Annotated in this window: 20 protein-coding genes and 2 tRNA genes; 12 read left to right on the plus strand and 10 right to left on the minus strand. The window is 72.6% G+C overall.

Features of this window, described 5'->3' with window-relative positions; genetic code table 11:
- The first annotated feature begins 104 nt into the window (after nucleotides 1-104).
- Nucleotides 105-695 (plus strand): hypothetical protein, encoded by a 591-nt coding sequence (locus tag ACA089_RS03110; protein ID WP_372013276.1) that lies wholly within the window; start codon nucleotides 105-107, stop codon nucleotides 693-695.
- Nucleotides 696-734: 39 nt separating this feature from the next.
- On the opposite strand, the gene ACA089_RS03115 is transcribed toward ACA089_RS03110, so the two are convergent.
- Nucleotides 735-1,748, minus strand: coding sequence for a LacI family DNA-binding transcriptional regulator (locus ACA089_RS03115; protein ID WP_372013278.1), 1,014 nt, complete (start codon nucleotides 1,746-1,748; stop codon nucleotides 735-737).
- Between the two features lie 98 nt (nucleotides 1,749-1,846).
- On the opposite strand from ACA089_RS03115, the gene ACA089_RS03120 reads away from it, so the two are divergent.
- The 8 genes from ACA089_RS03120 (at nucleotide 1,847) to ACA089_RS03155 (ending at nucleotide 14,195) form a co-directional block, all read left to right on the plus strand.
- Nucleotides 1,847-1,933 (plus strand) — tRNA-Leu (locus ACA089_RS03120).
- A 14-nt stretch (nucleotides 1,934-1,947) separates the two neighbouring features.
- Nucleotides 1,948-3,243: a nucleotide sugar dehydrogenase gene (locus tag ACA089_RS03125; RefSeq protein WP_372013280.1), complete on the plus strand. Its 1,296-nt coding sequence runs from the start codon at nucleotides 1,948-1,950 to the stop codon at nucleotides 3,241-3,243.
- A gap of 69 nt (nucleotides 3,244-3,312) precedes the next feature.
- The gene (locus tag ACA089_RS03130; protein ID WP_372013282.1) at nucleotides 3,313-4,947 is read left to right on the plus strand and encodes an FMN-binding glutamate synthase family protein; all 1,635 of its coding nucleotides are present in this window, start codon (nucleotides 3,313-3,315) and stop codon (nucleotides 4,945-4,947) included.
- 160 nt (nucleotides 4,948-5,107) lie between these two features.
- Nucleotides 5,108-5,182, plus strand: a tRNA-Val gene (locus ACA089_RS03135).
- 203 nt (nucleotides 5,183-5,385) lie between these two features.
- Complete coding sequence (locus ACA089_RS03140) at nucleotides 5,386-7,197, plus strand: sensor histidine kinase (RefSeq protein WP_372013284.1); 1,812 nt, start codon at nucleotides 5,386-5,388, stop codon at nucleotides 7,195-7,197.
- A 1-nt stretch (nucleotide 7,198) separates the two neighbouring features.
- Nucleotides 7,199-7,642, plus strand: a complete 444-nt coding sequence (locus ACA089_RS03145) for a response regulator (protein ID WP_372013286.1) — start codon at nucleotides 7,199-7,201, stop codon at nucleotides 7,640-7,642.
- 3 nt (nucleotides 7,643-7,645) lie between these two features.
- Nucleotides 7,646-9,157 (plus strand): sensor histidine kinase, encoded by a 1,512-nt coding sequence (locus ACA089_RS03150; RefSeq protein ID WP_372013287.1) that lies wholly within the window; start codon nucleotides 7,646-7,648, stop codon nucleotides 9,155-9,157.
- Nucleotides 9,158-9,272: 115 nt separating this feature from the next.
- Nucleotides 9,273-14,195 carry an alpha-2-macroglobulin family protein gene (locus tag ACA089_RS03155; protein WP_372013289.1) on the plus strand — a complete coding sequence of 1,641 codons (4,923 nt, stop codon included), beginning with the start codon at nucleotides 9,273-9,275 and terminating at the stop codon, nucleotides 14,193-14,195.
- Nucleotides 14,196-14,228: 33 nt separating this feature from the next.
- On the opposite strand, the gene ACA089_RS03160 is transcribed toward ACA089_RS03155, so the two are convergent.
- The gene (locus ACA089_RS03160; RefSeq protein WP_372013291.1) at nucleotides 14,229-15,518 is read right to left on the minus strand and encodes an alpha/beta hydrolase; all 1,290 of its coding nucleotides are present in this window, start codon (nucleotides 15,516-15,518) and stop codon (nucleotides 14,229-14,231) included.
- A 203-nt stretch (nucleotides 15,519-15,721) separates the two neighbouring features.
- Between ACA089_RS03160 and ACA089_RS03165 the strand changes: the two genes are divergently transcribed.
- Nucleotides 15,722-16,525, plus strand: coding sequence for an esterase/lipase family protein (locus tag ACA089_RS03165; RefSeq protein ID WP_372013293.1), 804 nt, complete (start codon nucleotides 15,722-15,724; stop codon nucleotides 16,523-16,525).
- Between the two features lie 54 nt (nucleotides 16,526-16,579).
- Here the strand turns inward: ACA089_RS03165 and cspE are convergent, their stop codons facing one another.
- The 6 genes from cspE to ACA089_RS03195 all read right to left on the minus strand — a co-directional run bounded on the left by cspE (nucleotide 16,580) and on the right by ACA089_RS03195 (nucleotide 20,585).
- A complete protein-coding gene (gene cspE / locus ACA089_RS03170; RefSeq protein WP_052629532.1) occupies nucleotides 16,580-16,786 on the minus strand; it encodes a transcription antiterminator/RNA stability regulator CspE in 207 nt (68 codons plus the stop codon).
- A 125-nt stretch (nucleotides 16,787-16,911) separates the two neighbouring features.
- Nucleotides 16,912-17,661 (minus strand): S-methyl-5'-thioinosine phosphorylase, encoded by a 750-nt coding sequence (locus tag ACA089_RS03175; RefSeq protein WP_372017634.1) that lies wholly within the window; start codon nucleotides 17,659-17,661, stop codon nucleotides 16,912-16,914.
- A complete protein-coding gene (locus ACA089_RS03180) occupies nucleotides 17,658-18,242 on the minus strand; it encodes a hypoxanthine-guanine phosphoribosyltransferase (protein ID WP_372013295.1) in 585 nt (194 codons plus the stop codon). Before ACA089_RS03180 ends, ACA089_RS03175 begins: the two co-directional genes overlap by 4 nt.
- Nucleotides 18,243-18,278: 36 nt before the next feature.
- A complete protein-coding gene (gene nagZ / locus ACA089_RS03185; RefSeq protein ID WP_372013297.1) occupies nucleotides 18,279-19,277 on the minus strand; it encodes a beta-N-acetylhexosaminidase in 999 nt (332 codons plus the stop codon).
- Between the two features lie 70 nt (nucleotides 19,278-19,347).
- Nucleotides 19,348-20,034 (minus strand): DsbA family oxidoreductase, encoded by a 687-nt coding sequence (locus ACA089_RS03190; protein ID WP_372013298.1) that lies wholly within the window; start codon nucleotides 20,032-20,034, stop codon nucleotides 19,348-19,350.
- A gap of 38 nt (nucleotides 20,035-20,072) precedes the next feature.
- Nucleotides 20,073-20,585 (minus strand): CYTH domain-containing protein, encoded by a 513-nt coding sequence (locus ACA089_RS03195; protein ID WP_372013300.1) that lies wholly within the window; start codon nucleotides 20,583-20,585, stop codon nucleotides 20,073-20,075.
- 178 nt (nucleotides 20,586-20,763) lie between these two features.
- Between ACA089_RS03195 and ACA089_RS03200 the strand changes: the two genes are divergently transcribed.
- Nucleotides 20,764-22,830: a GGDEF/EAL domain-containing response regulator gene (locus tag ACA089_RS03200; protein WP_372013302.1), complete on the plus strand. Its 2,067-nt coding sequence runs from the start codon at nucleotides 20,764-20,766 to the stop codon at nucleotides 22,828-22,830.
- A gap of 57 nt (nucleotides 22,831-22,887) precedes the next feature.
- Nucleotides 22,888-24,543 (plus strand): acyl-CoA dehydrogenase family protein, encoded by a 1,656-nt coding sequence (locus ACA089_RS03205; protein WP_372013304.1) that lies wholly within the window; start codon nucleotides 22,888-22,890, stop codon nucleotides 24,541-24,543.
- 18 nt (nucleotides 24,544-24,561) lie between these two features.
- On the opposite strand, the gene ACA089_RS03210 is transcribed toward ACA089_RS03205, so the two are convergent.
- Together ACA089_RS03210 and ACA089_RS03215 are read right to left on the minus strand one after the other, a co-directional pair.
- Nucleotides 24,562-26,328, minus strand: a complete 1,767-nt coding sequence (locus ACA089_RS03210) for an ABC transporter transmembrane domain-containing protein (RefSeq protein WP_372013306.1) — start codon at nucleotides 26,326-26,328, stop codon at nucleotides 24,562-24,564.
- Nucleotides 26,328-26,930, minus strand: a complete 603-nt coding sequence (locus ACA089_RS03215) for an IMPACT family protein (protein WP_372013307.1) — start codon at nucleotides 26,928-26,930, stop codon at nucleotides 26,328-26,330. The genes ACA089_RS03210 and ACA089_RS03215 overlap by 1 nt, the downstream gene beginning before the upstream one ends.
- Nucleotides 26,931-26,959: the final 29 nt, after the last annotated feature.

The raw sequence follows: 26,959 nt of genomic DNA on the forward strand, positions 1-26,959 counted from the left end.
TCCACGGCAGGCGGCCCGCGTGCCGGCGGGCCGTACGCGGCCTTAACGGACCACTGCCGATCCTCGGCCACGCCGCGTCCCGCGGCACGCCCCGGAGCGACACCATGCGCTGGAACCGCCTGACGTACCCGCTTGCGATCTCCGCCTCCCTGTTCCTCGCCGCCTGCAGCGGCGCTCCCGACACGAAGCCGGGTGCGCCCGTCACCCTCAGTTCCGAGCAGGTCACGCTCGAAGGTTCGATCACCCGGGTCGACCGCGCCAACCGCATGGTCACGATCCGCGGAAGCGAAGGCGCCGAGCTCGACGTGTATGCCGGCGACCAGGTGCGCAACTTCGACCAGCTGCAGGTGGGCGACCGCGTATCGATGGACTACACCCGCGCGATCGCCGCCGAACTCCAGCCGGCCGGCAGCGGCGAGGTCGGGACGTCGGTGCAGCAGGGCGGAAGCCGGTCGGGCGCCGGCGGACGTCCCGGCGGGGCGGCCTCGGAGACGGTCACCGTGGTCGCCGAGGTCCTGGCGGTCGATACCGTCGCCCATACCGTGACCCTGCGGGGTCCGCGCGGCAACGTGGTGGCGGTGGCCGTGCAGCGCGACGACCTGCGCGCCCGCCTGGGCAGGGTGAAAGCGGGGGACCTGCTGCGGGTCACCTTCACCGAGGCCGTCGCGGTGAACATCCGGCCGCGCCCGCAGTAAGGGCTGGCGCGCCCGCGCCCCGCCGGCGCGGGCCCCGCCTCAGCGCCGGATTGGCGCCGGGCCGGTCGAGTGGCGGATCTGCAGCTGGTAGGGGACCTTCACGATGCTGCCGGCCACGTGGCCGCTGATCTCGTCGAGCAGCTGCCGCGCGGCGATGCGGCCCATGTCCCGGCTGGGCTGCCTGATCGTGCTGAGGCTGGGCCAGACCTGCCGCGACATCGGCGTGTCGTCGAAACCGAATACCGAAAGCTGCTCGGGCACGGCAAGGCCGCGTGCGGCGGCTTCGTAGAGCACGCCGCAGGCGGTGTCGTCGTTGGCGCCGAAGATCGCGGTCGGCGGATCGTCCAGGTCGAGCAGCCGCCGTGCCCCGGCGATGCCCGAATCGAACGAGAACTCGCCCTCGATCACCAGCGCGGGGTCCGGCTCGATTCCCGCCTGGTTGAGGCCGTCCAGGTAGCCGGCCAGCCGCCATGCGCGCGCACCGTGGCTGCGGTGGCCGGTGATGTGGGCGATCCGCCGGTGCCCCAGGGCGACCACGTGCGCCATCATGTCCGCCACCGCCGCGCGTTCGTCGAGCGTCGCGCCGATCCGGGTGTTGTTGCGCTTGGCCGAGATGCCGGCGTAGCGCACATCCAATTCGCGCAGCCTTCGCAGCAGTGGCAGGTCGTCGGTCAGCGGCGGGGTCAGCACCAGCCCGTCGGGGCGGTACTGGTTGATCAGGCCTTCCACCGACTCGACATGGCCGCGCCGGCCGAAGTCGACCGGGCGCAGGGTCAGGCCGTAATGGGCCTGTTCGCACGCCGACAGCACGCCCTCGATGATTTCCATGATGTAGTTCGAGGACGGGTTGTCGTACAGCAGCGAGATCAGGTACGAACGGCGGCCGGCCAGGCTGCGCGCGGAGGAGTTGGGGCGGTAGCGCAGCTGCCGCGCGGCTTCCTCGACCTTGAGCCGGGTGTCGTCGCGCACGTTGGGCTCGCGGTTGAACACCCGCGAGACGGTCTTCATCGACACGCCGGCCGCGGCGGCGACGTCCTCGATCCTGGCGCGCATGCGTCGCGGTCCCCCTGCCCGCAGGCAGTGCGGGTCGGCCGCATCATAGCGCGCGCCCGGGCGCGGCCGCGCCGGCAGGTGGCACAATGCGCCAGCCCGCCCGGGTGGTGAAACTGGTAGACACAGGGGACTTAAAATCCCCCAGCCGCGAGGCTGTGCGGGTTCGATCCCCGCCCCGGGCACCACCGCCAGGAGTGACATGCCCGAGTCCGCCGCCGTGCCGCTTCCGCCCGCCGATGCGCGTATCGCCGTGGTCGGGCTCGGATACGTGGGACTGCCGCTGGCGGTCGCGTTCGGGACGGCCCGCGAGGTGCTCGGCTTCGATGTCGACGGCGGACGGGTGGACGAACTGGGCAGGGGCGTGGACCGCACCCTGGAGCTCGACGCGGACGACATCCGTGCGGCTTCCCGCCTGCGCTTCAGCAGCGACCCCGCCGAACTGGCGGGCTGCGACATCTTCATCGTCGCCGTGCCGACGCCGATCGACGCCTCGCACCAGCCCGACCTGGAACCGCTGTGCAGCGCCAGCGCGCTGGTCGCCGCCGCCATGCGGCCCGGCGCCCTGGTGATCTACGAATCGACGGTCTACCCGGGCACGACCGAAGAGATCTGCGTGCCGATCCTCGAGCAGGGATCGGGCCTGCGTTTCAATGTCGGCTTCAGCTGCGGCTACAGCCCGGAACGGGTCAGCCCCGGCGACCGCGCGCGGCGGCTGGCGGACATCCGCAAGATCACCTCCGGCTCGACGCCGGAGGTCGCGGCGGCGGTGGACGCGCTGTACCGCCAGGTGATCACGGCCGGCACCTTCATGGCGCCGTCGATCCGGGTGGCCGAGGCCGCCAAGGTCGTGGAGAACATCCAGCGCGACGTCAACATCGCGCTGGTCAACGAGCTGGCGCTCGTGTTCGACCGGCTCCGGATCGACACCGCCGACGTGCTCGAAGCCGCCGGGACCAAGTGGAACTTCCTGCCGTTCCGGCCCGGCCTCGTCGGTGGGCACTGCATCGGCGTGGATCCCTACTACCTGCTGCACAAGTCCGAAAGCGTGGGCTACCACCCCGAACTCATCCACACCGCGCGCGAAGTCAACGAGCGGGTGGCGGCGCACGTGGCCGGCCGGGTGCTGGCGATGCTGTCCGCGCGCGGCGTCGTTGCCCGCGACGCGCGGATCCTCGTGCTGGGGGTGACGTTCAAGGAGAACTGCCCGGACCTGCGCAACAGCCGCGCGCTGGACCTGGCCCGGCAGCTGGGCGGAACCGGCGCGGAGGTCGAGGCCTGCGATCCCTGGGCGGACGCCGGCGAGGTCGCGCGCCATGGCGTGGCGCTGGTGGAGGCGCCGCGCGAGGGCAGCTACGACGCGGTGGTGCTGGCGGTGGCCCACGAGGCGTTCCGGCACTACGACGCCGCGCAGGTCCGCGCGCTTGGGCGGGGCGGGGCGGTCGTGTACGACGTCAAGTCGGTATGGCCACGCGACGCGGTGGACGACCGCCTGTAGCCGGTGGCGGGCGCTGCCCGGGCCGGTGCGCGGCCGCTAGACTGGGGCACCCGTTCGCGAGGAGCAGGAATGAGCCGTTACTCGGCATACGCCGGCAGCTGGATCCTGCTGCTGCTGTCGATCCCGCTGGCCTTGCGCTGGCCCGGCTGGTGGTGGGGCGTGGCCGGTGGCGGCATGCTGGTCGTGCTGGGCACCTGGGACCTGCTCCAGACCCGGACCACCTTGCGCCGCAACTACCCGATCCTCGCGCATTTCCGCTACGGCCTGGAGGCGGTCGGGCCGGAAATGCGGCAGTACTTCATCGAGAGCGACACGGCCGAGGCCCCGTTCTCGCGGCAGCAGCGCGCACTGGTCTACCGGCGCGCCAAGAACGTGATGGACGTGGTGCCGTTCGGGACCCTGCAGGACGCCTATGCGGTGGACTACGAATGGATCAACCATTCGCTGGCACCGAGCTGGATCGCCAGCCACGACTTCCGCGTGACCGTCGGTGCGGGCCGCGCCCAGGCGTACCAGGCGAGCGTGTTCAACATCTCGGCGATGAGCTTCGGCTCGCTGTCGGCCAACGCGGTGCGTGCCCTGAACGAAGGCGCACGCCGCGGCGGCTTCTACCACGACACCGGCGAGGGCTCGATCTCCCCCTACCACCTGGAGCACGGCGGCGACCTGGTGTGGGAAATCGGCTCCGGCTACTTCGGGTGCCGCGATGCGCAGGGTGGCTTCGACCCGGAGCGCTTCGCCGTGCAGGCCGCGCGCCCGCAGGTGCGGATGATCGAGGTCAAGCTCTCGCAGGGCGCCAAGCCGGGCCACGGCGGGGTATTGCCCGCGGCCAAGGTCAGCGCCGAGATCGCGGCGACCCGTGGCGTGCCGATGGGCGTGGACTGCGTGTCGCCGGCCAGCCACTCGGCGTTCTCCACCCCGCGCGGCCTGCTGGAATTCGTGGCGCGCCTGCGCGAGCTGTCCGGCGGCAAGCCGGTGGGCTTCAAGCTGGCCATCGGCCATCCATGGGAATGGTTCGGCATCGCCAAGGCCATGCGCGAGGCCGCGTCGCAGGGGCTGGACCTGTTGCCGGATTTCATCGTCGTCGACGGCGCCGAAGGCGGCACCGGCGCGGCCCCGGCCGAATTCATCGACCACATCGGCGTGCCGATGCATGAAGCGCTGCTGCTGGTGCACAACACGCTGGTCGGGCTGGACCTGCGCGACCGGGTGCGGGTGGCCGCGGCCGGCAAGATCACCAGCGCCTTCGACATCGCGCGGACCCTGGCGCTCGGGGCCGACTGGTGCAACGCCGCGCGCGGCTACATGTTCGCGCTCGGCTGCATCCAGTCGCTGAGCTGCCATACCGACCGCTGCCCGACCGGCATCGCGACCCAGAATCCGAACCGGTGGAAGCACCTGGACCCGGCCGACAAGGCGGCACGCGTGCACAACTTCCACGACAACACCCTGCGCGCGCTTCGCGACCTGCTGTGCGCCGCCGGCCTGGAGCATCCGTCCGAACTGGGGCCGGAACACATCCTGCGCCGCGTGTCGCCGGTGGAGATCCGTTCGCTGGCCGCCCTGTACCGCTACCTGCGCCCGGGCGAACTGCTGCACGGGATCCCCGAGCATGCCGTGTTCCACGACTTCTGGGCGGAGGCCCGCAGCGACGCGTTCCGGCCCCCGGCCCGGGTGGACGCGCTCCGGCGCAGCAAGAACTGAGCGACGGAGGCGTCCGGCGGCGCGACCCGCCGCGGCATGGCCGCGGTGCGACCGCATCCGGTGTAGCGGGACCGGCAGCAGGCCGGGGGTGGCGTTGACCGGGCAGGCGCGCCGCTTTACCATGCGCGGCTCGCATCGACAGGTGCGGACCCGGAAAACCGGGCGGTTAGCTCAGCGGTAGAGCATTGCCTTCACACGGCAAGGGTCACAGGTTCGATCCCTGTACCGCCCACCAGATCAAGGCCGGCCTCGCCGGCTCCACGAAAGGCCGGCATTGCCGGCCTTTCGTGTTCAAGGGCGCGCAGTCGGCGCTGCCGGATCCCCTCGCGCGGCATCTGCCGGCAGGGCCCCGTCCGGCGCCCCCCGGGCTTAACAAGTGGCCGCCCGGGAAGGCATTATCCGGGGTCGCTCCCCCGTGCCGACCACGTAGAGGCCTCCTTGCAGGATCGCGTCACTTCCAACTACGTCCGCTGGCGCCTGCCGCTGCTGGTTTCGGCGGTGATCCTCATCCTGCTGGTCCCGTTCCTGCTGACCCGGCTGTGGACCGGCAACAGCCAGGAAGCCGACCGCTGGGTGCGCCACACCATGGAAGTGGAGGCGACGGCGCACGGCCTGGAAGCCCTGATCCGCGAGACCGACTCCCTGGGCCTGGCGATGGGCGGAGGGGTGACCAACCGCGCGCTGCGCGAACGGCTGGAGCAGACCATCGCCCGGATCGAACCGCAGCTCGAGCACCTGACCGTGCTCAGCCGCGACAATCCGGGCCAGCAGGTGCTGATCGGGCGGCTGCAGACGCTGATCCAGCGACGGGTGGACGTCGCCCGGCAGCTGTCCATGGGCGTCACGCCGGCCGAGCGGGTGGAGCTGGTCGACGAGCTCTACGGCAAGTACCAGGTCCGGCAGCTGTTCAACGACTTCATGGCCAACGAGCGCGGCCTGCTCGCCGAACGCAGCGCCTACGCCGACGAGCAGCGCCAGCGCGTGCACTGGCTCGGCCTCATCGCCCTGCTGGGCCAGCTGGCGCTGATGGGTGGCGTGTTCTACCTGGTGTACCGGCTGGAAATGCGCCGCAACGACTCCGAGGCCGCGGTCCGGCAGGCGAGCGAGCGGGCGCTGGCGGTGGTGCATACGGTGCGCGAACCGATCGTGCTGCTGGACCGCGAGCTGCGCGTGCTCATGCACAACACCGCGTTCGCCGAGCTGTACGCCGACGATGGCGGAGAGGAACTGGGCGAACGCCTGGACGAAGTCGGGCACGGTGCCTGGCGCGACCCGGTCATCCGCCAGCGGCTGTCCGAGGTGCTGGCCCGCGGCCGCGAGCTGTGGGATTTCGAACACGTCCAGCGCACCGCCGACGGCGTCACCCGGACCATGCTCCTGAACGCCCGGCGCATGCAGCTGCCGGACATGGACGACGGGGTCGCCCTGATGACGGTCAGCGACATCAGCGCGCAGAAGGCGGCCCAGCACCGCATCGGCGAACTGAACCGCCAGCTGGAGGGCAAGGTCGCCCAGGTGACCGAGGTGAACCGCGAACTTGAAGCGTTCAGCTACTCGGTCTCCCACGATCTCCGTGCGCCTTTGCGCCATGTGGCAGGATTCGCCGACAAGCTGGCCCGGCACCTCGGGGACGGGCTGGACGAAAAGGGGGTCCACTACCTGGAGGTGATCGGCAGCTCGGCGCGGCGGATGTCTGCGCTGATCGACGACCTGCTGGTGTATTCGCGCCTGGGCCGCAACGCGATGAAGCTGCAGGCGGTGGACATGCAGTCGCTGGTGCAGGAGACGCGCGCGGTGCTGGACGCCAACCGGCAGTCCGACATCGAGGAGGGCGTGGCCGCCCACCGCATCGAATGGCGCGTGGCGCCGCTGCCGGTGGCGGTGGCCGACGAGAACATGATGCGCCAGGTCTGGCTGAACCTGCTCGGCAATGCGGTCAAGTATTCCGCGCGCAGCGAGCCGGCGGTGATCGAGGTCGCCTGCGAAACCCTGCAGGACGGCGACCTGCATTTCAGCGTCCGCGACAACGGCGTGGGCTTCGACATGGAGTACGCCGGCAAGCTGTTCGGCGTCTTCCAGCGGCTGCACAAGGCCAGCGAGTATCCCGGCACCGGCATCGGCCTGGCCAGCGTGCGCCGCGTCGTCGCCCGCCACGGCGGGCGGGTGTGGGCCGAATCCGAGCCCGGCCAGGGCGCCACCTTCCACTTCGTCCTGCCGGTGCAGGACGCGAACACACACAAAGAGAGCTGACATGAGCGCGATCCGCACCATCCTGCTGGCCGAAGACAGCGCCGCCGACGCCGAGATGGCCATCGACGCCCTGCGCGAGGCGAACCTGGCCAATCCGATCGTCCATGTCGAAGACGGCGTGGAGGCGATGGAATACCTGCACCGCAAGGGCCGCTTCGCCGACCGCCCGGACGAGGAGCCGGCGGTGCTGCTGCTGGACATCAAGATGCCGCGCATGGACGGGCTCGAGGTCCTGCGGCGGATCCGCGCCGACGAGAAGCTGCGCCGCCTGCCGGTGGTGATCCTGTCGTCCTCGCGCGAGGAGAGCGACCTGGTCCACAGCTGGGACCTGGGCGTGAACGCGTACGTGGTCAAGCCGGTGGACGTGGAGCAGTTCTTCGCCGCGGTGAAGACGCTCGGCAAGTTCTGGGCGGTGATCAACGCCACGCCGGGAGGCGAAGGCTGAGTGATGGCGCCGTTGCGGGGGCTCGGCAGGGAAGGGCGGTTCCGGGTCCTCTTCGTGGAGGATTCGCCGGAGGACGCCGAGCTGCTGCAGATGCAGCTCGAGGACGCCGGCCTGGCGGCCGAGTACCTGCGCGTGGACGAGGAGCCGGCGCTGCGCGGGGCGCTCGCCACCTTCCGCCCCGACATCGTCCTGTCCGACCTGTCAATGCCGGGCTTCTCCGGCCACGACGCGCTGCGCATCGTCCGTGCGCAGGATCCGCACCTGCCTTTCATCTTCGTCTCCGGCACGATCGGCGAGGACGTCGCCGTGGCCGCGCTGCACGAGGGCGCCAACGACTACATCCTCAAGCACAGCAGCGCACGGTTGCCGGCCGCGGTGGACCGCGCGCTGCGCGAAGCCCGGACCGAGGCCGAGCGCGCCCGGGCCGAGGCCGAGCTGATGCGGACCCAGCGGCTGGAAAGCCTGTCGCTGCTGGCCGCGGGCCTGAGCCACGACCTGCGCAATATCCTCCAGCCGCTGCTGATCGTCCCCGACCTGATCGCCCAGCGCAGCGACGACCCGCGCCTGCACCAGCTGGCCACCGTCGTGGCCGAGTGCGGGCGACGCGGCCACGAGATGGCCGAGTCGATGCTGTCGTTCGTGCGCGGCTCGCGCCGCGCCAGCGAACGCATCCTGCTGCGCGACCTGTTCCACGCCGTCCAGCTGCTGCTCAAGGGCAGCCTGCCGCGCGACATGCAGCTGGAGGTGCGCCTGGCCGATCCGGAGCTGGAGCTGGACGCGAACTACACCGAGCTGCAGCAGTGCCTGCTCAACCTGTCGCTCAACGCGATCCAGGCCATGCCGGCCGGCGGGCGGCTGGAACTGGCCGCCGAGGAAGCCGAGGGCGGCGTCCGCCTGGTCGTCGCCGATACCGGCAGCGGCATGGACGAGGCGACCATCGCCCAGCTGTTCACCCCGTTCTTCACCACCAAGACCAGCGGCACCGGCCTGGGGCTGGTGTCGTGCAAGCGGATCATCGAGGGCCTGGGCGGGCGCATCTCCGTCTCCAGCGTGCCGGGGGCGGGCACCCGGTTCGAACTGTGGCTGCCCGCGCCGGTGGACGACGACGACCTGGAGGCCGGCGAGGCACCGGCCGAGGGCGGGCAGGGCGAGCGGATCCTGCTGGTCGTGCGCGAAGGCACCCGGCTGTCGCTGCTGGGCAATGCGCTGGCCAGCCAGGGCTACCAGCCCGACCTGGCCGCCGATGGCGCCGCCGCGCTGCGCCGCTGGGCCGAGACCGGCAGTCCCGACGTCGTGGTGGTCGATTCGGAGATCACCCTGTTCCCGGCCGAGGCGCTGCTCTCGACCATGTACGAATCCGGCTACACCGGCCCGGCGATCGTGATCGAGGACGCCGCGGCGCCGTTCGACGCCTCGCAGGTGCCCGACGGCGTGCCGCTGCAGCGCCTGCAGCGGCCGCTGGACATGCGCCGCCTGTTCGAGGCGGTGGCCACCGCGGTGGCCACGCGCGACTGACCGCGTTCCGGCCCGGCCGCGCCCTATACTCGGCGCAACGTGGCAGGGAGCGCGACGCATGCGGTGGACGGGGAAGGATCGTCGCGGGGACCGGCCGGGACTGGCCAGGTCGATCATGCTGGCCGTGCTGGCATCGGTGCTGCTGGCGAGCGCTTGCCAGCGCAACCCGGGCGGGCAGCTGCCCGAGGCCGGCGGCGACAGGATCCAGGCCAAGCGCGACGAGGTGAGCGGCTTCGCCCTGGTCCGCGCCTGGCCGGACCAGGAGGACGGCAACCTCGCCCTGGCGCTGGAATTCTCGCGCCCGCTGGTCGGAACCCAGGATTTCGACCGGCTGCTGGCCGTCGAGCCCGCCGGGTCCGGCGAGAGCGCCTGGTCGCTGTCCGATGACGGCCGGATCCTGCGCTACCCGTTCGTCGAGCCGGCGCGCGACTACACCGTGACCGTCGCCGCCGGGCTTCTGGCCGCCGACGGCAGCCGCCTCGGCCAGGCGCTGAAGAAGACCGTGCATACCGGCGAACTCGACCCGGTCGCCGGCTTCGCCTCGCAGGGCAGCGTCCTTCCCGCACGCGAGAGCCGCGGCCTGCCGGTGGTGTCGGTGAACGTCCCGGAAGTGGACGTGGAGTTCCTGCGCGTGCGCGAAAGCGAGTTGCCGCGGTTCTTCGCGCAGTTCCAGCGCGGCGGCCGGCGCGGCGGCTGGGAACTGGATCGCGACTACGACGACAAGTCCCCGCTGCGCGAGCTGGCCGAACCGGTCTACCTCAACCGCTTCGTGCTCGGCGGCGAGCGCAACGAGCGCGTGCTCAACTACCTGCCGGTGCAGGAGATCGCCGAGCTGCAGCAGCCGGGCCTGTATTTCGCCGTGCTGCGCCGGGTCGGCCAGTTCACCGACCAGTACGACACCGCGTTCTTCACCGTCAGCGACATCGGCCTGCACGCGCGCGCGTACCGCGACACGCTCTACGTCCATGCGGCGTCGCTGCACGACGGCGCCCCGCTGAAGGGCGTCGAGCTGCGCATACTCGACGCCGACGGCGGTGCGGTGCTGAAGTCGGCGACCGACGGTCACGGCAACGCGCTGCTGGAGTACCGGCTGGACGCCAGCCAGGTGCTGGTGGCCCGTCGCGGCAAGGACGTGTCGCTGCTGCCGTTCAACCAGCCGGCGCTGGACCTGTCGGAGTTCTCGGTCGGCGGGCGCGCGCAGGCGGCTTTCGACGTGTTCGCCTGGTCCGGCCGCGACCTCTACCGGCCCGGCGAGACCGTCCGCATCTCGGCGCTGCTGCGCGACGGCGATGGCCGCGCGCTGCCGGCGGCCGCCGGCAAGCCGGGGGGGCAGCCGCTGTTCCTGCGGCTCAAGCAGCCCGACGGGCGCGTGTTCCGCGAGACCCGGCTGGCACCGGGCGCGCAGGGCTACTACGCCTTCGAGCAGGCGATCCCGCCCGACGCCCCCACCGGGCGCTGGCAGGTCGAATTCCGCACCGATCCGGCGGGCAAGGACGCGGTCCAGGGCATGAGCCTGCGGATCGAGGAGTTCCTGCCCGAACGCCTGAAGCTGGACCTGGCCACGCCGAAGGAGCAGGCCACGCTCGCCCCCGGCGCGCCGCTGAAGCTGCAGGTCGAGGCGGCCTACCTCTACGGTGCGCCCGCGGCCGGCAACCGCTTCACCGCGAAGATGGCGCTGGCGGTGGCGCGCGAACCGCTCGACGGGCTTCCCGGCTACGCGTTCGGCGACCCGACGGTCGAGCTGCCGAAAGAGCCGCGCGACGTGCTCGACCAGGCGCTGGATCCGCAGGGGCGCCTGGAAGCCCCGCTGCCGTTGCCCGAAGAGGCCGCCAGGGCGGCCACGCCGGTGCAGGTGACGGTCGCCGGCAGCGTCCACGAGAGCGGCGGGCGACCGGTCAGCCGCAGCCTGCAGCGCGTGCTGTGGCCGGCGCCGGCGCTGGTCGGCGTGCGCCCGCTGTTCGACGAGGCCGACGGTGCCGATGCCAATGCCAGCGCGCGGTTCGAACTGCTGCGCGTGGACGCCGGGGGCCGGCCGCAGCCGGCCAGGGGCCTGAAGGTGACCCTGGTGCGCGAGCTGCGCGACTATCACTGGCGCTACCAGGACGACGGCGGCTGGGACTACGACTTCACCCGCCGCTTCGAGAACGTGGAGACGCGGACGCTCGACGTCGGCGCCACCGCCGCGCGCTTCGAGTTTCCGGTGGAGTGGGGCGAGTACCGCGTCGAGGTGCTCGACCCGGCGACCGGCCTGACCATGCGCTATCCGTTCCGCGCCGGCTGGAGCTGGGGCGACGACAACCGCGGCCCGGACGCGCGTCCGGACAAGGTCAAGCTGGCGCTGGACCGCACCGCCTACCGCGCCGGCGACACCCTGAAGGTCACCGTGACGCCGCCGCACGCCGGTCGCGGCGTGCTGATGGTCGAGAGCGACCGTCTGCTCTACGTGCACGACATCGAGGTGCGCGGCCAGGACGGCAAGGCGGGTGCGACCTTCGAAATCCCGGTGACCGCGGACTGGGAGCGGCATGACGTCTACGTCACCGCCCTGGTGTTCCGCGGCGGATCGGCCACCACCCAGGTGACCCCGGCGCGCGCGGTGGGCGTGGCCCACGTGCCGATGCGGCGCGACGACCGGCGGGTCGCGGTGGGGCTGAAGTTCCCCGCCCAGAGCCGCCCGCAGCAGGACCTGCCGGTGACCGTCAGCGTGCCGCAGCTGGCGGGCCGCACAGCACATGTCACGGTCTCGGCCACCGATGTGGGCATCCTCAACATCACCCGGTTCCCGGTGCCCGACGCCAGCGCGCACTTCTTCGCCCAGCGCCGCCTGGCCACCGATGCCTATGACGTGTACGGGCGGGTGATCGAAAGCTTCGAGGGCGGCAACGCGCGCCTGCGCTTCGGCGGCGACATGGCGCTGGAGGCGCTGCCGCAGGCGCGGCGGCCCACCGCGCGGGTCCAGACCGTGGACCTTTTCTCCGGCCCGGTCGCGCTCGACGCCCAGGGCAACGCGCGGATCCGCCTGCCACTACCGGACTTCAACGGGACCCTGCGGGTGTCGGCGCTGGTGTATTCCGACGACCGCTACGGCAAGCGCGACGGCGAGGCGCTCGTGCGCGCACCGGTGGTCGCCGAGGCCGGCATGCCGCGCGTGCTGGCGCCGGGCGACCGCGGCACCGTGAGCCTGGACGTGCAGAACTTCAGCGGCGCGGCCGGCGAATTCCGCGTGCGGGTGGAAGGCGAGGGTCCGCTGTCGGTGGCGCAGGGCCAGCGCAGGCTGCGGCTCGAGGACGGCGCCAAGGCCACGCTCGAGTTCCCGCTCCTGGCCGAGCCGGGCAATGCCGTGGCCCGGGTGCGCGTGCGCGTGGACGGCGGCGGCTACGCCGTCGACCGCCGCCACGACCTGCCGGTGCGCGCGGCGTGGCCGGGCGTGCTGCGCGCGCAGGCGCGGGTCGTGCAGGCCGGGGAGCCGCTGCTGCTGGATGCGGCGCTGGCCGAGGGCCTCATCCCCGACACCGTCGACGTGCGCCTGCGGGTCACCGCATCGCCGCCGATCCCGTTCGCCAGCGCGCTGCAGGGACTGCTCGACTATCCGTACGGCTGCGCCGAGCAGACCACCAGCAAGGGCTACGCGGCGCTGGTGATGGATGCGGCAACCGCCCGCCGGCTCGGCGTGCCCGGCCTGGACGCGGCCGCGCGCCGGGCCAGGCTGGAGGGCGCGCTGGGCCGGCTGGCGGCGATGCAGGCCGGCAGCGGCCACTTCTCGATGTGGGGCGGCGATGGCGGCGACACCGCGCCGGCGCTGACCCCGTACATCGTCGACTTCCTGCTCGACGCACGCGAGGCCGGCTTCGCCGTCCCGGACGGCGTGCTGCAGAAGGCGCTGGACCGGCTGTCGGAAGACCTGCTCTCCGGAGGCGAGCAGTTCTACGGCAGCGACCATCGCGACCACCTGCGCTTCGCCAACCGCGCCTACGCCGGCTACGTGCTGGCGCGCGTCAACCGCGCCCCGCTGGGGACGCTGCGCGCGCTCTACGACCAGGAGAAGGGCGACAGCCTGACCGGCCTGCCGCTGGTGCAGCTGGGGCTGGCCCTGGGCCTGCAGGGCGACGGCAAGCGCGCTGCGGCCGCGATCGCCGACGGCTTCGCCCGCGACCCGGACACGCGTCCGCAGTGGCTGGGCGACTACGGCAGCCGGATCCGCGACGACGCGCTGATGGTGGCCCTGCTGCACGAACGCGATCGCGCCGAGGCCCGGTACGACGCGCGCGTGGTCGACCTGGCGCGGGTGCTGCAGGCGCGCCGCGACGAGGACGGCGCCGGCCGGCTGTGGCTGAGCACGCAGGAGCAGATGGCGCTGGCGCGGCTGGGTCGCGCGCTGGAGGCCGGTGGCGGGCGCCAGGTGGCCGGCCGCCTGGTCGCCGGCGGCGAGGCCCAGGCGCTGGAACCGGCGGCCGCATTCGCCCGGCGGCTCGACGCGGCCGCGCTCGCCGGCGGCGTGCGCTTCGAGGCCGAGGGCGGGCCGTACTACGCGAGCATCGAGGTCGCCGGCATTCCACGCCAGCCGCCGGCCGAGGACCGCCGCCGCGTCGGGGTGACGCGCGACTGGTTCCTGACCGACGGCACGGCATGGAAGGGCGGCCCCCTGAAGGAAGGCCAGGTGCTGGTGGCGCGGCTGACGCTGCGGGCCGAGCAGGCCATGCCCCACGCGCTGGTCACCGACCTGCTGCCGGCCGGGCTGGAAGCGGAGAACCTCAACCTGGGCGACAGCGCGCAGTGGGACGGGGTGCAGATCGAGGGCGTGGCGCTGTCCGACCGCAGCGGCCAGGCGGAACTGCGCCACGAGGAGTACCGCGACGACCGCTACGTCGCGGCGCTGGCCCTGGACCAGGGCGCGACGGCGCGGCTGTACTACCTGGTGCGCGCGGTGACGCCGGGCGTCTATACGGTGCCGCCGCCGCAGGCCGAGGACATGTACCAGCCGACCCTGCGCGGCACCGGCGCCGCGCGGCCGGCGCAGGTCACGGTGACGCCGCCATGACCGGCTGCGCGCGACGGCAGCCGCGTCGCGCGGTCAGGGCGCGTCGGCGTGGTCGCGCCTGCCGGCTGCGGCCTGCACCAGCGACTGCGTGACAGCGTCCAGCCGCGCCTCGTAGTCGTCCGGAAAGGTCCAGAAGTGCAGCCCGTCGCCGGTCCTGGCGGGCTGCAGCCCGCGCTGCTCAGGCGGCATGTGGAAAAGCATCTTCAGCAGCACGTCGCTGCTGACCCAGGGGTGGTCGTACCAGAACACGTGCGAGCGCCGGTCCAGCCCCGGCAGGTTGTCGGCGCTGGCGGAGATCAGGTCGAAGTCCAGCCGCCGCGACGCGTCGACCATCCAGCGCGCGTCCCCGGGTGCAAGTTCCGCCGGATCCGGCCGCCCGGCGCGCGAGCCGCGCTGGTGCAGGCGCGAGAGCACCAGCACCGAGTCGCGCATGTTGACGGTGACGGTCACCCGCCGCGGATAGCCGTGGTAGACCTGCAGGTCGCCCACGAAGCGGCGGAAATCGGCGTCCGGGGCCGGGAAGTAGATCTCGCCCAGGCGCACCGACGCCGGATCGTAGCCGGCGCCCGGCGTGCCCAGCAGCGCCAGCGCCGGCGAGGCGACCATCGCCCCCGAGCTGTAGGCGATCACGTTGATGTGCCGCGCGCGGGTGTGGCGGGCGAGCATGCGCACCAGCCGGGCGAACGCAGGCGCGGTGCCGCCCGCCTTGTCCACGTCGTGGGAGAAGCGCAGGAAGTTTTCCGCCGACGGCCAGATGAAGGACAGCACCACCGAGTTGCGCCCGGTGAAGTGCCGGTATTGCGCCGCCTGCGCGGTGGCGCGGCCGACCCCGGTGTTGGCGCCGTGCACGTAGATGGTCAGGTCCGGGTCGGCGCTGCGCGCAAGCGCCTGGTCGACCTGGTCGAAGAAGGCCAGCGCGTCCGCGCCGGGCGCGCCGGCGTCCAGGCCGACCGAAGCCTTTTCCTGCATCGTGTTGACCAGGATCTGCGGGCGCCGTTCGGCCGGGGTGCTGGTCGACTGCTCGTACAGCCAGTCCCAGCTGCGGCCCCCGCCACCGATGCTGAGGTTGGCCACGCCCATGTGCAGCGCATCGTCCGGGAAGATCGCATAGGCGCGCGCGCCCGCGGGGCCGAACGGCACCCGGTTGGTGGCGTAGAACACCTGGATGTCGCTGCTGCGGTCGAGCGCGGCGTTGGCGCCGAACAGGTTGTGCTCGCCGTTGAGGAACACCGCAGGAGCCGGCATCAGCCGCACGGGCGGCTGGCACGCGGCGAGGGCGGCGATGGCGAACAGCGCGGCCAGGCAGGCACGGAATCGGCGCATCGGAACCTCGCTTGCAGGGGCGTGGTGGCACCCGGTCTCCACGACGCGGGACCGGCACCGGCATCGATCTGGGCAATCCGACGCGGCCAGTTGTAGCAGAGCCGGTGGAGGGGCGGTACCGGGCCCGTGGCCGTGGTCCCGCGCCACGGCGGCTATAGTGGGCCGGGACTCCGGAGCGGGCGGGCGGTATGGAGCACGGCAGCATGGGCCCGGGAATGCGCCGCGTGGCGCCGGGCGGCATGGGATGGTCGCTGGCGCTGTCGGGACTGCTCGCCGGCGGGGTCGCCGCCGCGCCGCCGCAACCGGTCGATCCGCCTCCGTTGCCGGCGATCGAGGGCGAGTGCGTCGTGCTGCTGCACGGGCTCGGCCGGACCCACCGCTCGATGGCGCCGCTCGAGGCGGCGTTGCGCGAGGCCGGCTACGCCACCGCGAACATCGACTATCCCTCGCAAAGCCAGACGATCGAAGCCTCCGCGCGCGAGGCGGTGCCCCGGGGCGTCGGCGAATGCCGGCGGAAAGGAGCGCACACGATCCATTTCGTCACCCATTCGATGGGCGGCCTGCTGCTGCGCCAGTACCTGTCGACGGGCCGCATCGAGGGGCTGGGCCGGACGGTGATGCTGGGCCCGCCCAACCAGGGCAGCGAGGTGGCCGATGCGCTGGTCGGCACGGCGCTCTACGACCACTTCAACGGGCCGGCGGGTGCGCAGCTGGTGACCGGCGCGAACGGCATCACCGCGCGGCTGGGGCCGGTCGCCTTCCCGCTCGGGGTGATCGCCGGCAACGAGGCGACCGCGATCGACAGCGTGCTGGCCACGCGGATCCCCGGCGAGAACGATGGCAAGGTCGCGGTCGAAAGCGCCAGGGTCGAGGGCATGGCCGACTTCCTGGTGCTGCCGGTCAACCACACCTTCATGATGGCCAACGAGGTGGTGGCGGGGCAGGCGCTGCACTTCCTGCGCCATGGCGCGTTCCTGCACGAGCTGCCGCAGGCGGAACGTCCGTGAAAGAAAAAACCCCGCCTCGCGGCGGGGTTCTCGACGCAGGACTGTCCGGGTGGATCAGTCGAGCGGAGTGATGTTCGAGGCCTGGGCGCCCTTCGGGCCCTGGGTCACCTCATAGCTCACCCGCTGACCTTCCCTGAGGGAGCGGAAACCCTTGGAGTTGATCGCGGAGAAGTGTGCGAACACGTCCGCGCTGCCATCTTCCGGCGAAATGAAGCCGAATCCCTTGGCGTCGTTGAACCACTTGACGGTACCGTTGGCCATGATGCTGCGTAATCCTTGATTGACGGAATGCGCGGCGGTTGCCGCGACGCGGAGTATGCAAAGCCCGGTGCCGGCTGACAATCGGGGGCGTGCGATCGTTGCCGTAGTTACCGCTAACCGTACGGTCAGCCGCGGGCCAGTTCGGCCACCAGTTCCGGCAGCCCGGCGGAGGCGGCGGCCACGTTGTCCAGCACTTCGGCCAGGGTGATTTCCTGCGCGTCGCCGCAGCCGGCGGCCCAGTTGGCGACGATCGCCAGGCAGGCGTACTCCAGGCCAAGCTCGCGGGCCAGCGCCGCTTCCGGCATGCCGGTCATGCCGACCAGGTCGCAGCCGTCGCGACGCATGCGCGCGATCTCGGCGTTGGTCTCCAGCCGCGGCCCCTGGGTGGCGCCGTAGCAGCCGCCATCGACCACGCGCGCGCCGGTGACCCGCGCCGCGGCCAGCACCTTGTGCCGGAACATCGGGCTGTAGGGATGGCCGAAGTCCACGTGCAGGGCTTCGCCTTCGCCGTCCCAGAAGGTCGATTCGCGGCCCCAGGTGTAGTCGATCAGCTGGTCCGGGCAGGCCAGCACGCGCGGGCCGTAGGCCTCGGTGATGCCGCCGACCGTATTCAGCGCCAGCACCCGCTGCGCGCCGGCCTGCCTGAGCGCATGCAGGTTGGCGCGGTAGTTGACCCGGTGCGGCGGCAGCGCGTGGCCCTCGCCGTGGCGGGCCAGGAACGCCACCCGCTGGCCGCCGAGGCGGCCGATGCGCAACGGCCCGGACGGCGCCCCGTACGGCGTCTCGACGTGGCGTGCCTCCACGTCCTCGAGCGCGGCCAGCCGGTAGACGCCGGTGCCGCCGATCACGGCCAGGGCGATGTCCATGCCGCTCAGTCCTTCAGCGCGTAGATGCCAGGCAGGTTGCGGCCCTGCTCGTAGTAGTCCATGCCGAACCCGAACACGTAGCGGTCGGGCACGGTCAGCCCGACGTAGTCGGCGCGCACGCCTTCCACGCAGCGGTCGTGCTGCTTGGTGGTGAGCGCGGCGATGCGCACGTCGGTGGCGCCCTGTTCGATGCACCAGCGGCGCACCTCGGCCAGGGTATGGCCCTCGTCCAGGATGTCGTCGGCGATCAGCACGCGGCGACCGTAGAGCGAGGTGGCGGGGCGGTGCTTCCAGACCAGTTCGCCGCCCTGGTTGTTGCCGCGGTAGCGGGTGGCGTGGAGGTAGTCGAACTGCAGGTCCAGGCCACGCGCGCCGAGTTCGAGCGCCAGCTGGCCGGCGAACGGCAGCGCGCCGTGCATCACGGTCAGGAACACCGGTACGAAGCTGTCGCCGAGGCGGTGCGGCGGCACGTCGCCGATGTAGTCGCGGGCGATGGCGTCGGCCATCTTCGCGATGGCCGCGTCGATGGCGGGGCGGTCGACCAGCAGGTCGGACTTCTCGAGGACTTCGGCGATCAGGAGTTCGGACATCGGATCAGGCTACCGGAAGGGGGAGGAAGGCGGGGATCACGCGGTCTGGGAGGGCAGGCGCGACTGCGCGGCGCCGTAGCGGACGTCGGCCAGCAGGCCGGCCCAGCCCATCGCGCCGCGGCCGATCAGCCCGGTGAGCGCGGCGGTGTTGAGGGGGCGGCCGTCGACCGCGCGCAGCGATTCCTCGACCAGCTCCGGGTGGCAGACCAGGACCACGTCGCAGCCGGCGTCGAGGTGGGCGTCGATGCGCGACTTGACCCCTCCGGCGGAGAACGCGGCCGCCATGCCGATGTCGTCGGAGAAGACCACGCCGCGGAAGCCCATCTCCGTGCGCAGGATCTCCTCGATCCAGCGCCGCGAATAGCCGGCGGGCTCCGGCGCGACCTGGGGATAGGCCACGTGCGCCATCATCACCGCGTCGGCGCCGGCCTCGATCCCGGCCACGAACGGGACCAGGTCCTCGGCGCGCAGCACCTCGAGCGGGCGCGGGTCGACGGCATCGTCGAAATGGGTGTCCTCGAGCACGGTGCCGTGCCCGGGGAAATGCTTGAGCGTGGCGGCCATGCCGACGCCATGCATGCCGCGCACGTAGGCACGGGTGAACGCGGCGACCACCTGCGGGTCGTCGCTGAAGGCGCGGTCGGCGATGGCGCGGTTGCCGCGGGCCAGGTCGACCACCGGGGCGAAGCTCAGGTCCACGCCGCTGGCGCGGACCTCGCTGGCCATCAGCCAGGCATGCTCTTCCGCCAGCCTCAGCGCTGCCTCCGGGTCGCGGCCGTACAGCTCGCCGAACCGCTGCAGCGGGGGCAGGGCGCTGTAGCCGTCGCGGAAGCGCTGGACCCGGCCGCCTTCCTGGTCCACGCAGACCAGCTGCGGGCGCGGGGCCGCGGCGCGGATCGCGGCCGACAGCTCGGCCACCTGGTCGCGCGAGGCGAAATTGCGCTTGAACAGGATCACGCCGGCGACGGCGTCGTGCTGCAGCCAGTCGCGCTCCTGCGCGGTCAGTTCGGTGCCGGCGACGCCGATCACGAGCATGCGTGGGAACTCCAGGTCGCGCGCGGTCCGCGCGCCCGGGCATTGTCGCAGATGCGGCCCGCGCGGCGCGCTAGGCCTCGCAGCCGTCCGTTCCGCAGGCCTGGCCTGGCGCTGCGGCGGGTGCGGCATCGGCCATCGCCTGGCGCAGGGCCTGCGCGAACGCCTCCGGCGCCTGCCCGCCCTGCACGGCGTAGCGGCCGTCGATGACGAAGGTCGGTACCGCGCGGATGCCCATCGACCGGGCCTGCGCCAGCTGCGCCTGGACCTCGGCCAGGCCTTCGTCCGACTCGAGGAGGCCGCGGATCCGTTCCGCGCCGAGCCCGCCGGCCGCACCTGCCGCCACCAGCGTGGCGGTCGCGGCCAGGTCCCGGCCTTCGGCGAAGTGCGCCCGGAACAGCGCTTCGCCCACGGCCTGCGCATCGCCCTCGCGCGCCGCCAGCCACATCAGGCGGTGGGCCGGCAGCGTCGTCACCCGGACCTGGCCGCGGCCGAAATCCATCGGCAGCCCCTCGGCGCGGGCGGTGGCCTGGGTCTGGGACAGGATCTGTTCGGTACGCGCGGGGCCGCCGAACTTGGCGGCGTAGGCCTCGCGCAGCGGCACCGGGGTCGCGTCGGCCTCGGGCTCGAGCTGGAATGGATGCCAGTGGACCTCCAGCGGCGGTGCCTCGGCGCCCAGCAGCTCCACGCCCCGCTGGAACCGGTGCTTGCCGATCCAGCACCAGGGGCAGACCACGTCGGACCAGATGTCGATTCTCATGGAAGGCAGATGGGGGCCGGGCCGCGCGCCCGCAAGGCTCAGCCCGCGCCGTCCCGTTCGGCGGGGCTCCAGTGCGCGTACGGGCGCCCGGCCAGGGCCAGGTTGTAGTAGCGCTGCAGGTCGGTGACTTCCGCACCCAGCCAGTCCGGCCGGACGAACGCCTCGTCCGCCGCTTCGAGTTCGATTTCCGCCACCACCAGCCCGGCGTTCTCGCCGAGGAACTCGTCCACCTCCCACAGGTGGCCGGCATGGCGCACGTAATGCCGGCGCTTGTCGACCAGGCCACCGACGCACAGCCCCAGCAGCTGCCGCGCGTCCTCGACCGGGACCGGGTAGTCGAACTCCTGGCGGGTATGCCCCGCCTCGCGCGACTTGAGGTTGAGGAACGCGCGGTCGCCTTCGATCCGTACCCGCACCGACGCCTTCTGCAGGCCGCCCTCGACCGCGCCGAGGTCGTTCAGGTATCCCTGCGCCATCGGCTGCACGCGCTCGGCCGCGCCGCGCCAGCCATCGCCGGCCACCAGGAACTTGCGCTCGATCTCGATCCCCACGTCCGTGTCCCTGTCGATGCGGCGCGTCGCGCCGGCCGCACATGCTAGCGCGGGGCGGCCGGTGACCGGCGCCCGCTTTCACGCAGTGGCGCATGGACGCTCCGGCGGGCATCGTGTATTAAACCGGCTTCCGGCGTATTCCCCCGCGCCCTTTCCCGAAGGCTCCCTGGCCCCGCGCATGCAGAAAGACACCGCGATCCGCCTGCTCATCGTCGACGACCGCGTGGAAGACGCCGAAGCGATCGTCAGTACCCTGCGCAACGGCGGCATCGCGGTCCGGCCGCTGCGGCCGCAGAATCCCGCGGAGCTGGCGCACATGGTCGGCAACCAGCCGGTGGACCTGGTGGTGGCGGCGGATTCGTCCGCGATGCCGCTTGAGCAGGTCCGCACCCAGGTGGCGTCCAGCGGCAAGGACCTGCCGCTGCTGCTGCTGGTGGACCGGATCGACGAGGCCGCGGTGCTCGGCACGCTGGGCGGCGGCGCCCGGGCGCTGGTGCTCAAGCACCGCCCCGAGCACCTGCTGGAAACGATCCGCCGCGAGTGGGCCGACCTGGAGGCGCGGCGCGGCCTGCGCCGGCTGGAGGCGCAGCTGCGCGAGACCGAGCGCCGCTGCGACTCGCTGATCGCCTCCTCGCGCGACCCGGTCGCCTACATCCACGAAGGCATGCACATCCGCGCCAACGACGCCTACCTGGAGATGTTCGGGTTCGAGGCGTTCGACGAGGTCGAAGGCATGTCGCTGCTGGACCTGGTCGGCCCGCAGCACATCGACGGCTTCAAGCAGCTGCTCAAGTCGCTGTCCAAGGGCGAGCCGCCGCCGCCCGAATACCTGATGGAAGCGCGCCACGTCGACGGCAGCACGTTCCCGGCGAAGATGGAATTCGCCACCGCCAGCTACGAGGGCGAGGCCTGCGTCCAGGTCGTGTTCCGGCGGCGCGAGGAACTGGATCCGGAGCTGGCCCGCGAGGTCGAGGAGCTGCGCCGGCGCGACCAGGTCACCGGCCTGCTGAACCGGCCGACCTTCATGCACCTGCTCGAGGACGCGGTGGCCACGGTCGGGCGCGAGGGCGGCCAGTACGGCTTCCTGCTGGTCGAGCCCGACCACTATGCGCGCCTGCTGCCCGACATCGGGCTGGATTCGGCGGACGCGCTGATCGCCGCGCTGGCCGCGCGGGTGCGCACGTCCGTGGACGCCGACATCCGCACGGCCCGGTTCGGCGAGCACAGCTTCGCGCTGCTGCTCGAGGGCGGGCATGCGCGTACCCGTGCGGTCGCCGACGCCCTGCGCGAGGCGTTCGCCACGCACGTGTTCAGCGTGGGCGCCCGTTCGGTCACGGTGACCGCGAGCATCGGCGGCGTGCAGATCGGAGAGAAGATCGCGAGCGTGCCGCAGATCCTCGGCCGCGCCAACCAGTGCCTGGGATCGGCGGTGGAACTGGGCGGGAACACCGTGCAGGTGTTCGACCCCGGCGCGGCCGACCGCGCCGAGGAGGAACGCGTGCAGCTGTGGGTGGCGCGCATCCGCGAGGCGCTGGTCGGCGAAGGCTTCGTCCTCCACTACCAGCCGGTGATGAGCCTGCAGGGCGAGCCGGGCGAACTGTACGAGGCGCACCTGCGGGTCGACGCCAACGGCGAGCTGGTCACCCCTTCCGGCTTCCTCGGCATCGCCGAGGAGCATGGCCTGCTCGGCGAGATCGACCTGTGGGTGGTGCGCCACGCGATCGCCGTGCTGGGCGAGCGCGAGCGCGCCGGCCGCCAGACCCGCATGCTCGTGCGGGTGAGCCCGGCGTCGTTCGCCAACCCCTCCATGGTCGAGCTGATCGGCCGCGAGCTGGCCGCGCAGGGGGTGCCCGGCGAGCGGCTGTGGCTGGAAGCGCCCGAAGCCAAGGTGTTCACCCACCTGCGCAACGCCCAGCAGTTCCTGTCGGCGGTGGCGCCGATGGGGTGCCGCTTCGGCCTGGAGCAGTTCGGCTCGGGCCTGGATTCGTTCCAGCTGCTGGCCCACCTCAAGCCGTCGTTCTTCAAGATCGATCCCGGCCTCACCGACGAGATGGGCAAGCCGGGCGAGGCCCAGGACAAGGTTCGCGAGATCACCGCGCGCGCCCGCGACGAGGGCATCACCACGCTGGCCGAGGATGTCGAGGACGCGCCGGCGATGAGCCAGCTGTTCAGCGCCGGCGTGGACTACGTTTCGGGGGCGTTCGTCGCGCCGGTCGGCGCGGCGATGAATTTCGACTTCAGCTGAGCCCGGGCGCGGCGGCGCGCCGCGTTCCCGGCCGGAGACCGGAGACCGGAGACCGCCATGCAGCTCCCGGGCCTGCAGCCGCCGCCGTTCGAAACCCACCGGGTCGGGGAGACGCCGCCTCCGTTCGAGCCGCGCGACCTGTGGGCCGACGACGTCGCCCTGCGCGAAGGCGTCGCCCGCGGCGGCGCATCGGCCCACGTGGTCGCGCTGCAGGACTACGCGCGCCTCGCCGGCGACGAACTGTACCGGCTCGGCTTCGAGGCCAACCGCGACCGCCCGCGGCTGCGCACCCACGACCGCCACGGCGGGCGCATCGACACCGTCGAGTTCCATCCGGCCTACCACCGGCTGATGGAACTGGCCAAGGCGCACGAGGTGGCGGGCCTGTCGTGGCAGCGGCCGGGCGCGGGTGCGCACGTGGCCCGTGCCGGGCTGAGCTACCTGCACCACCAGGCCGAAGCGGGCACCAGCTGCCCGCTGACCATGACCCATGCCGCGGTGCCGGTACTGCGCCGCGAACCGTCGCTGGCGGAGTGGGCGGACAAGGCGGCCGCGCCACGCTACGACCCGCGCGATGTCGCCATCGGCGACAAGGCCGGGATCACCCTGGGCATGGGCATGACCGAGAAGCAGGGCGGCTCGGACGTGCGCGCCAACGCGACCGTCGCCACGCCGCTGGCCGCGGGCGAAGGGTACGCGCTGGTCGGGCACAAGTGGTTCTTCTCCGCGCCGATGTCCGACGGCTTCCTGGTGCTGGCGCAGGCGCCCGGCGGGCTGACCTGCCTGCTCATGCCGCGGCGGCTGCCGGACGGGGCGAAGAACGCGTTCCGGATCATGCGGCTCAAGGACAAGCTCGGCGACTGGTCCAACGCCTCGTCGGAGGTGGAGTTCTGCGGCGCGCGGGCGTGGCGGGTCGGCGGGGAAGGGCGCGGCGTGGCCACCATCATCGAGATGGTGATGCTGACCCGGCTGGACTGCATGCTCGGGGCCGCCGCCGAAACCCGCATGGCGCTGGCCCAGGCGCTGCACCATGCGCGCCATCGGGTCGCGTTCGGCCGCCGGCTGGTGGACCATCCGCTGATGGCCAACGTGCTCGCCGACCTGGCGATCGAATCGGAGGCGGCCACCGCGTTCGCCCTGCACGTGGCGTCCCTGGTCGATGCCGCGCCGGGCGATCCGCAGGCCGCCGCGCTGGCGCGGGTGGCCACCGCGATCGGCAAGTACTGGCTGTGCCGGCGCGCACCGGCGCTGGTCAACGAGGCGCAGGAATGCCTCGGCGGCGCCGGCTACGTCGAGGAGTCGATCCTGCCGCGGCTGTACCGCCAGGCGCCGCTGAACTCGATCTGGGAAGGCAGCGGCAACATCCAGTGCCTGGACGTGCTGCGCGCGCTGGCGCGCGAGCCGACGGTCGCGCAGGCGCTTCGGTCGGCGCTTGCCGACGCCGCCGGCCGGCATCCGCTGCTGGAGCGGGAAGCCGGTCGCCTGCGCGCATGGCTGGAGCCCGCCACCGGCGATGGCCGGGAGGCGCAGGCGCGCCTGCTGGTGGAACGGCTGGCGCTGCTGCTGCAGGGGGCGGTGCTGTCGGCCGCGGGCAGCCCGCTGGCGGAGGCGTTCCTGCGCAGCCGGCTCGGCGGCGCGCACGGCCTGGCCATGGGCACGCTGCCGGACGACGTGGACCTCGGCGCGGTACTCGGGCGTGCGCTGCCGGCCTGATCGACCGCGCCGGATGGGTCAGTCGAGGAACTGCAGCCGCGCCAGCTCCGCGTAGAGCCCGTCCTGGGCGAGCAGCTGCTCGTGTGTGCCTTCGGCCACGATCCGGCCCTGGTCCATCACCACGATCCGGTCGGCGCGCAGCACCGTGGCCAGGCGGTGCGCCACCACCAGGGTGGTGCGGCCGCGCATCAGGTTCTCCAGCGCGTGCTGGACCGCGCGCTCGCTCTGTGCATCGAGCGCGCTGGTGGCCTCGTCGAGCAGCAGCACGGGCGCGTCCTTGAGCAGGGCGCGTGCGATCGCGATGCGCTGCTGCTGGCCGCCGGACAGGCGCGAGCCACGCTCGCCCAGCTCGCTGGCGTAGCCCTCCGGCAGCGCCTCGATGAAGCCGTCCGCCTCGGCCGCGCGCGCGGCCGCCTGCACTTCGGCCTCGCTGGCCTGGAGCCGCCCGTAGCGGATGTTGTCCAGCGCGCTGGCGGCGAACAGCACCGGTTGCTGAGGCACCAGCGCGACCTGCTCGCGCAGCTGCGCCGGGTCGGTGTCCCGCAGGTCGACGCCGTCGATCCGCACCGAGCCGGACTGCGGATCGTGGAAGCGCAGCAGCAGCGACAGCACGGTGCTCTTGCCCGCGCCCGAGGGCCCGACCAGCGCCACCGTCTCGCCCGGGCGCACGTGCAGGTCGAAGCCGTGCAGCGCCGGCGCGTCGGGGCGCTGCGGGTAGTGGAAGACCACCTGCTCGAAGCGGATCTCGCCGCGCAGCGGCGAGGGCAGGGCCGCCGGGCTGGCCGGTGCGGCGACCTGCGGCTGTTCGTCCAGCAGTTCGGAGATCCGGCCCATGCCGCCGGCCGCGCGTTGCAGCTCGTTCCAGACCTCGGCCAGCGCACCGACCGAACCGCCGCCGATCAGCGCGTACAGCACGAACTGGCCGAGCGTGCCGGCGCTCATCGTGCCCTCGACCACGTCGTGCGCGCCGGACCACAGCACCAGCACGATCGCGCCGAACACCAGCACGATGGCCGCGGCGGTGACCGCGGCCTGCGCGCCGATGCGGCGGCGCGCGGTGGCCACCGCCACGTCGAGCGCGGCGCCGAAGCGGCCGCGTTCGTAGGGTTCGCGGGCGTAGGCCTGGACCGTGCGCACCGCGCCCAGGGTCTCGGCGGCCAGCGCGTTGGCGTCGGCGACCCGGTCCTGGCTGGCGCGCGAGGCCTTCTCCAGCCGCCGCGCGCCGAGCACGATCGGCAGCACCGACAGCGGGATGCCGACCAGCGAGTAGGCCGCCAGGTGCGGGCTGGTGACGAACAGCATCACCAGGCTGCCGACCACCGTGACCGTGCTGCGCAAGGCCACCGACATGGTCGTGCCGATCACGCTGCGCAACAGCTCGCTGTCGGCCGACAGGCGCGAGACCAGCTCGCCGCTGCGGCTGCGGTCGTGGAAGGCCGGGTCCAGCCCGACCAGGTGCGCGTAGAGCTGGCCGCGCAGGTCGGCCACGACCTTCTCGCCTAACAGCGACACGAAGAAGAAGCGGGCGGCCGTGGCCACGGCCAGGACCACCGCGACCACGAACAGCAGGCCGAACGCGGCGTTGATCTGGGTGCCGCCGCCGAAGCCGTGGTCGATCATGTAGCGGACCGCGACCGGCAGGCTGAGGGTGGCGGTGGAGGACACCGCCAGCGCGGCCAGCCAGGCGCCGAACAGCCCGCGATGCCGGCGCACGAACGGCCACAGCGTCCCCAGGCTGCCGAGCCTCCGCAGGCGGCTGCCGCGTTCGCTGTCGCTGTCGGCCATCAGTGCATCTCCGGGGTGGGGGTGGGGTGGACGCGGACGCGGTCGCGGGTGGCGTCGCGCAGGCGCGCCTGCAGGGCGGCGGCCTGGTGCGCGGGCAGCCGCAGCGACAGGTGCGCGCCGTCGGCCGCGAAGCGCTCGCCGGTCTTCTCGGCGGCATGGGCGGCCAGGGCCGAATGGACGGTGCCGAGGTCCTCGAACGCGCAGGCCACCTCGAGGTCGGCCATCGCGACCAGCGGCTGGCGCGTCGCCAGCCGCAGGCACTCGGCCGCCGCGCCGCCGTACGCCCGGACCAGGCCGCCGGCACCAAGCTTGATCCCGCCGTACCAGCGGGTCACCACCACCGCGACGCGGTCGTAGCCCTGGCCGTCGATCGCCGCCAGGATCGGTCGCCCGGCGGTGCCGGCCGGTTCGCCGTCGTCGCTGGAGCGGTAGTCCTGGCCGACCCGCCAGGCCCAGCAGTTGTGGGTGGCGTCGGCGTCGGCGGCGCGGGCGATGTACTCCATGGCCCGCGCGGGTCCATCGACCGGCTCGGCCCGGGCGAGGAAACGGCTGTGCCTGACTTCGAGCAGGTGGGATGCGGGGGCGGCGAGGGTATCGGTCATCTCTCGCCATAGTGTAGCCGCCGCGTCCG

This window comes from Pseudoxanthomonas fibrivorans (assembly GCF_041464125.1).
Lineage (GTDB): Bacteria > Pseudomonadota > Gammaproteobacteria > Xanthomonadales > Xanthomonadaceae > Pseudoxanthomonas.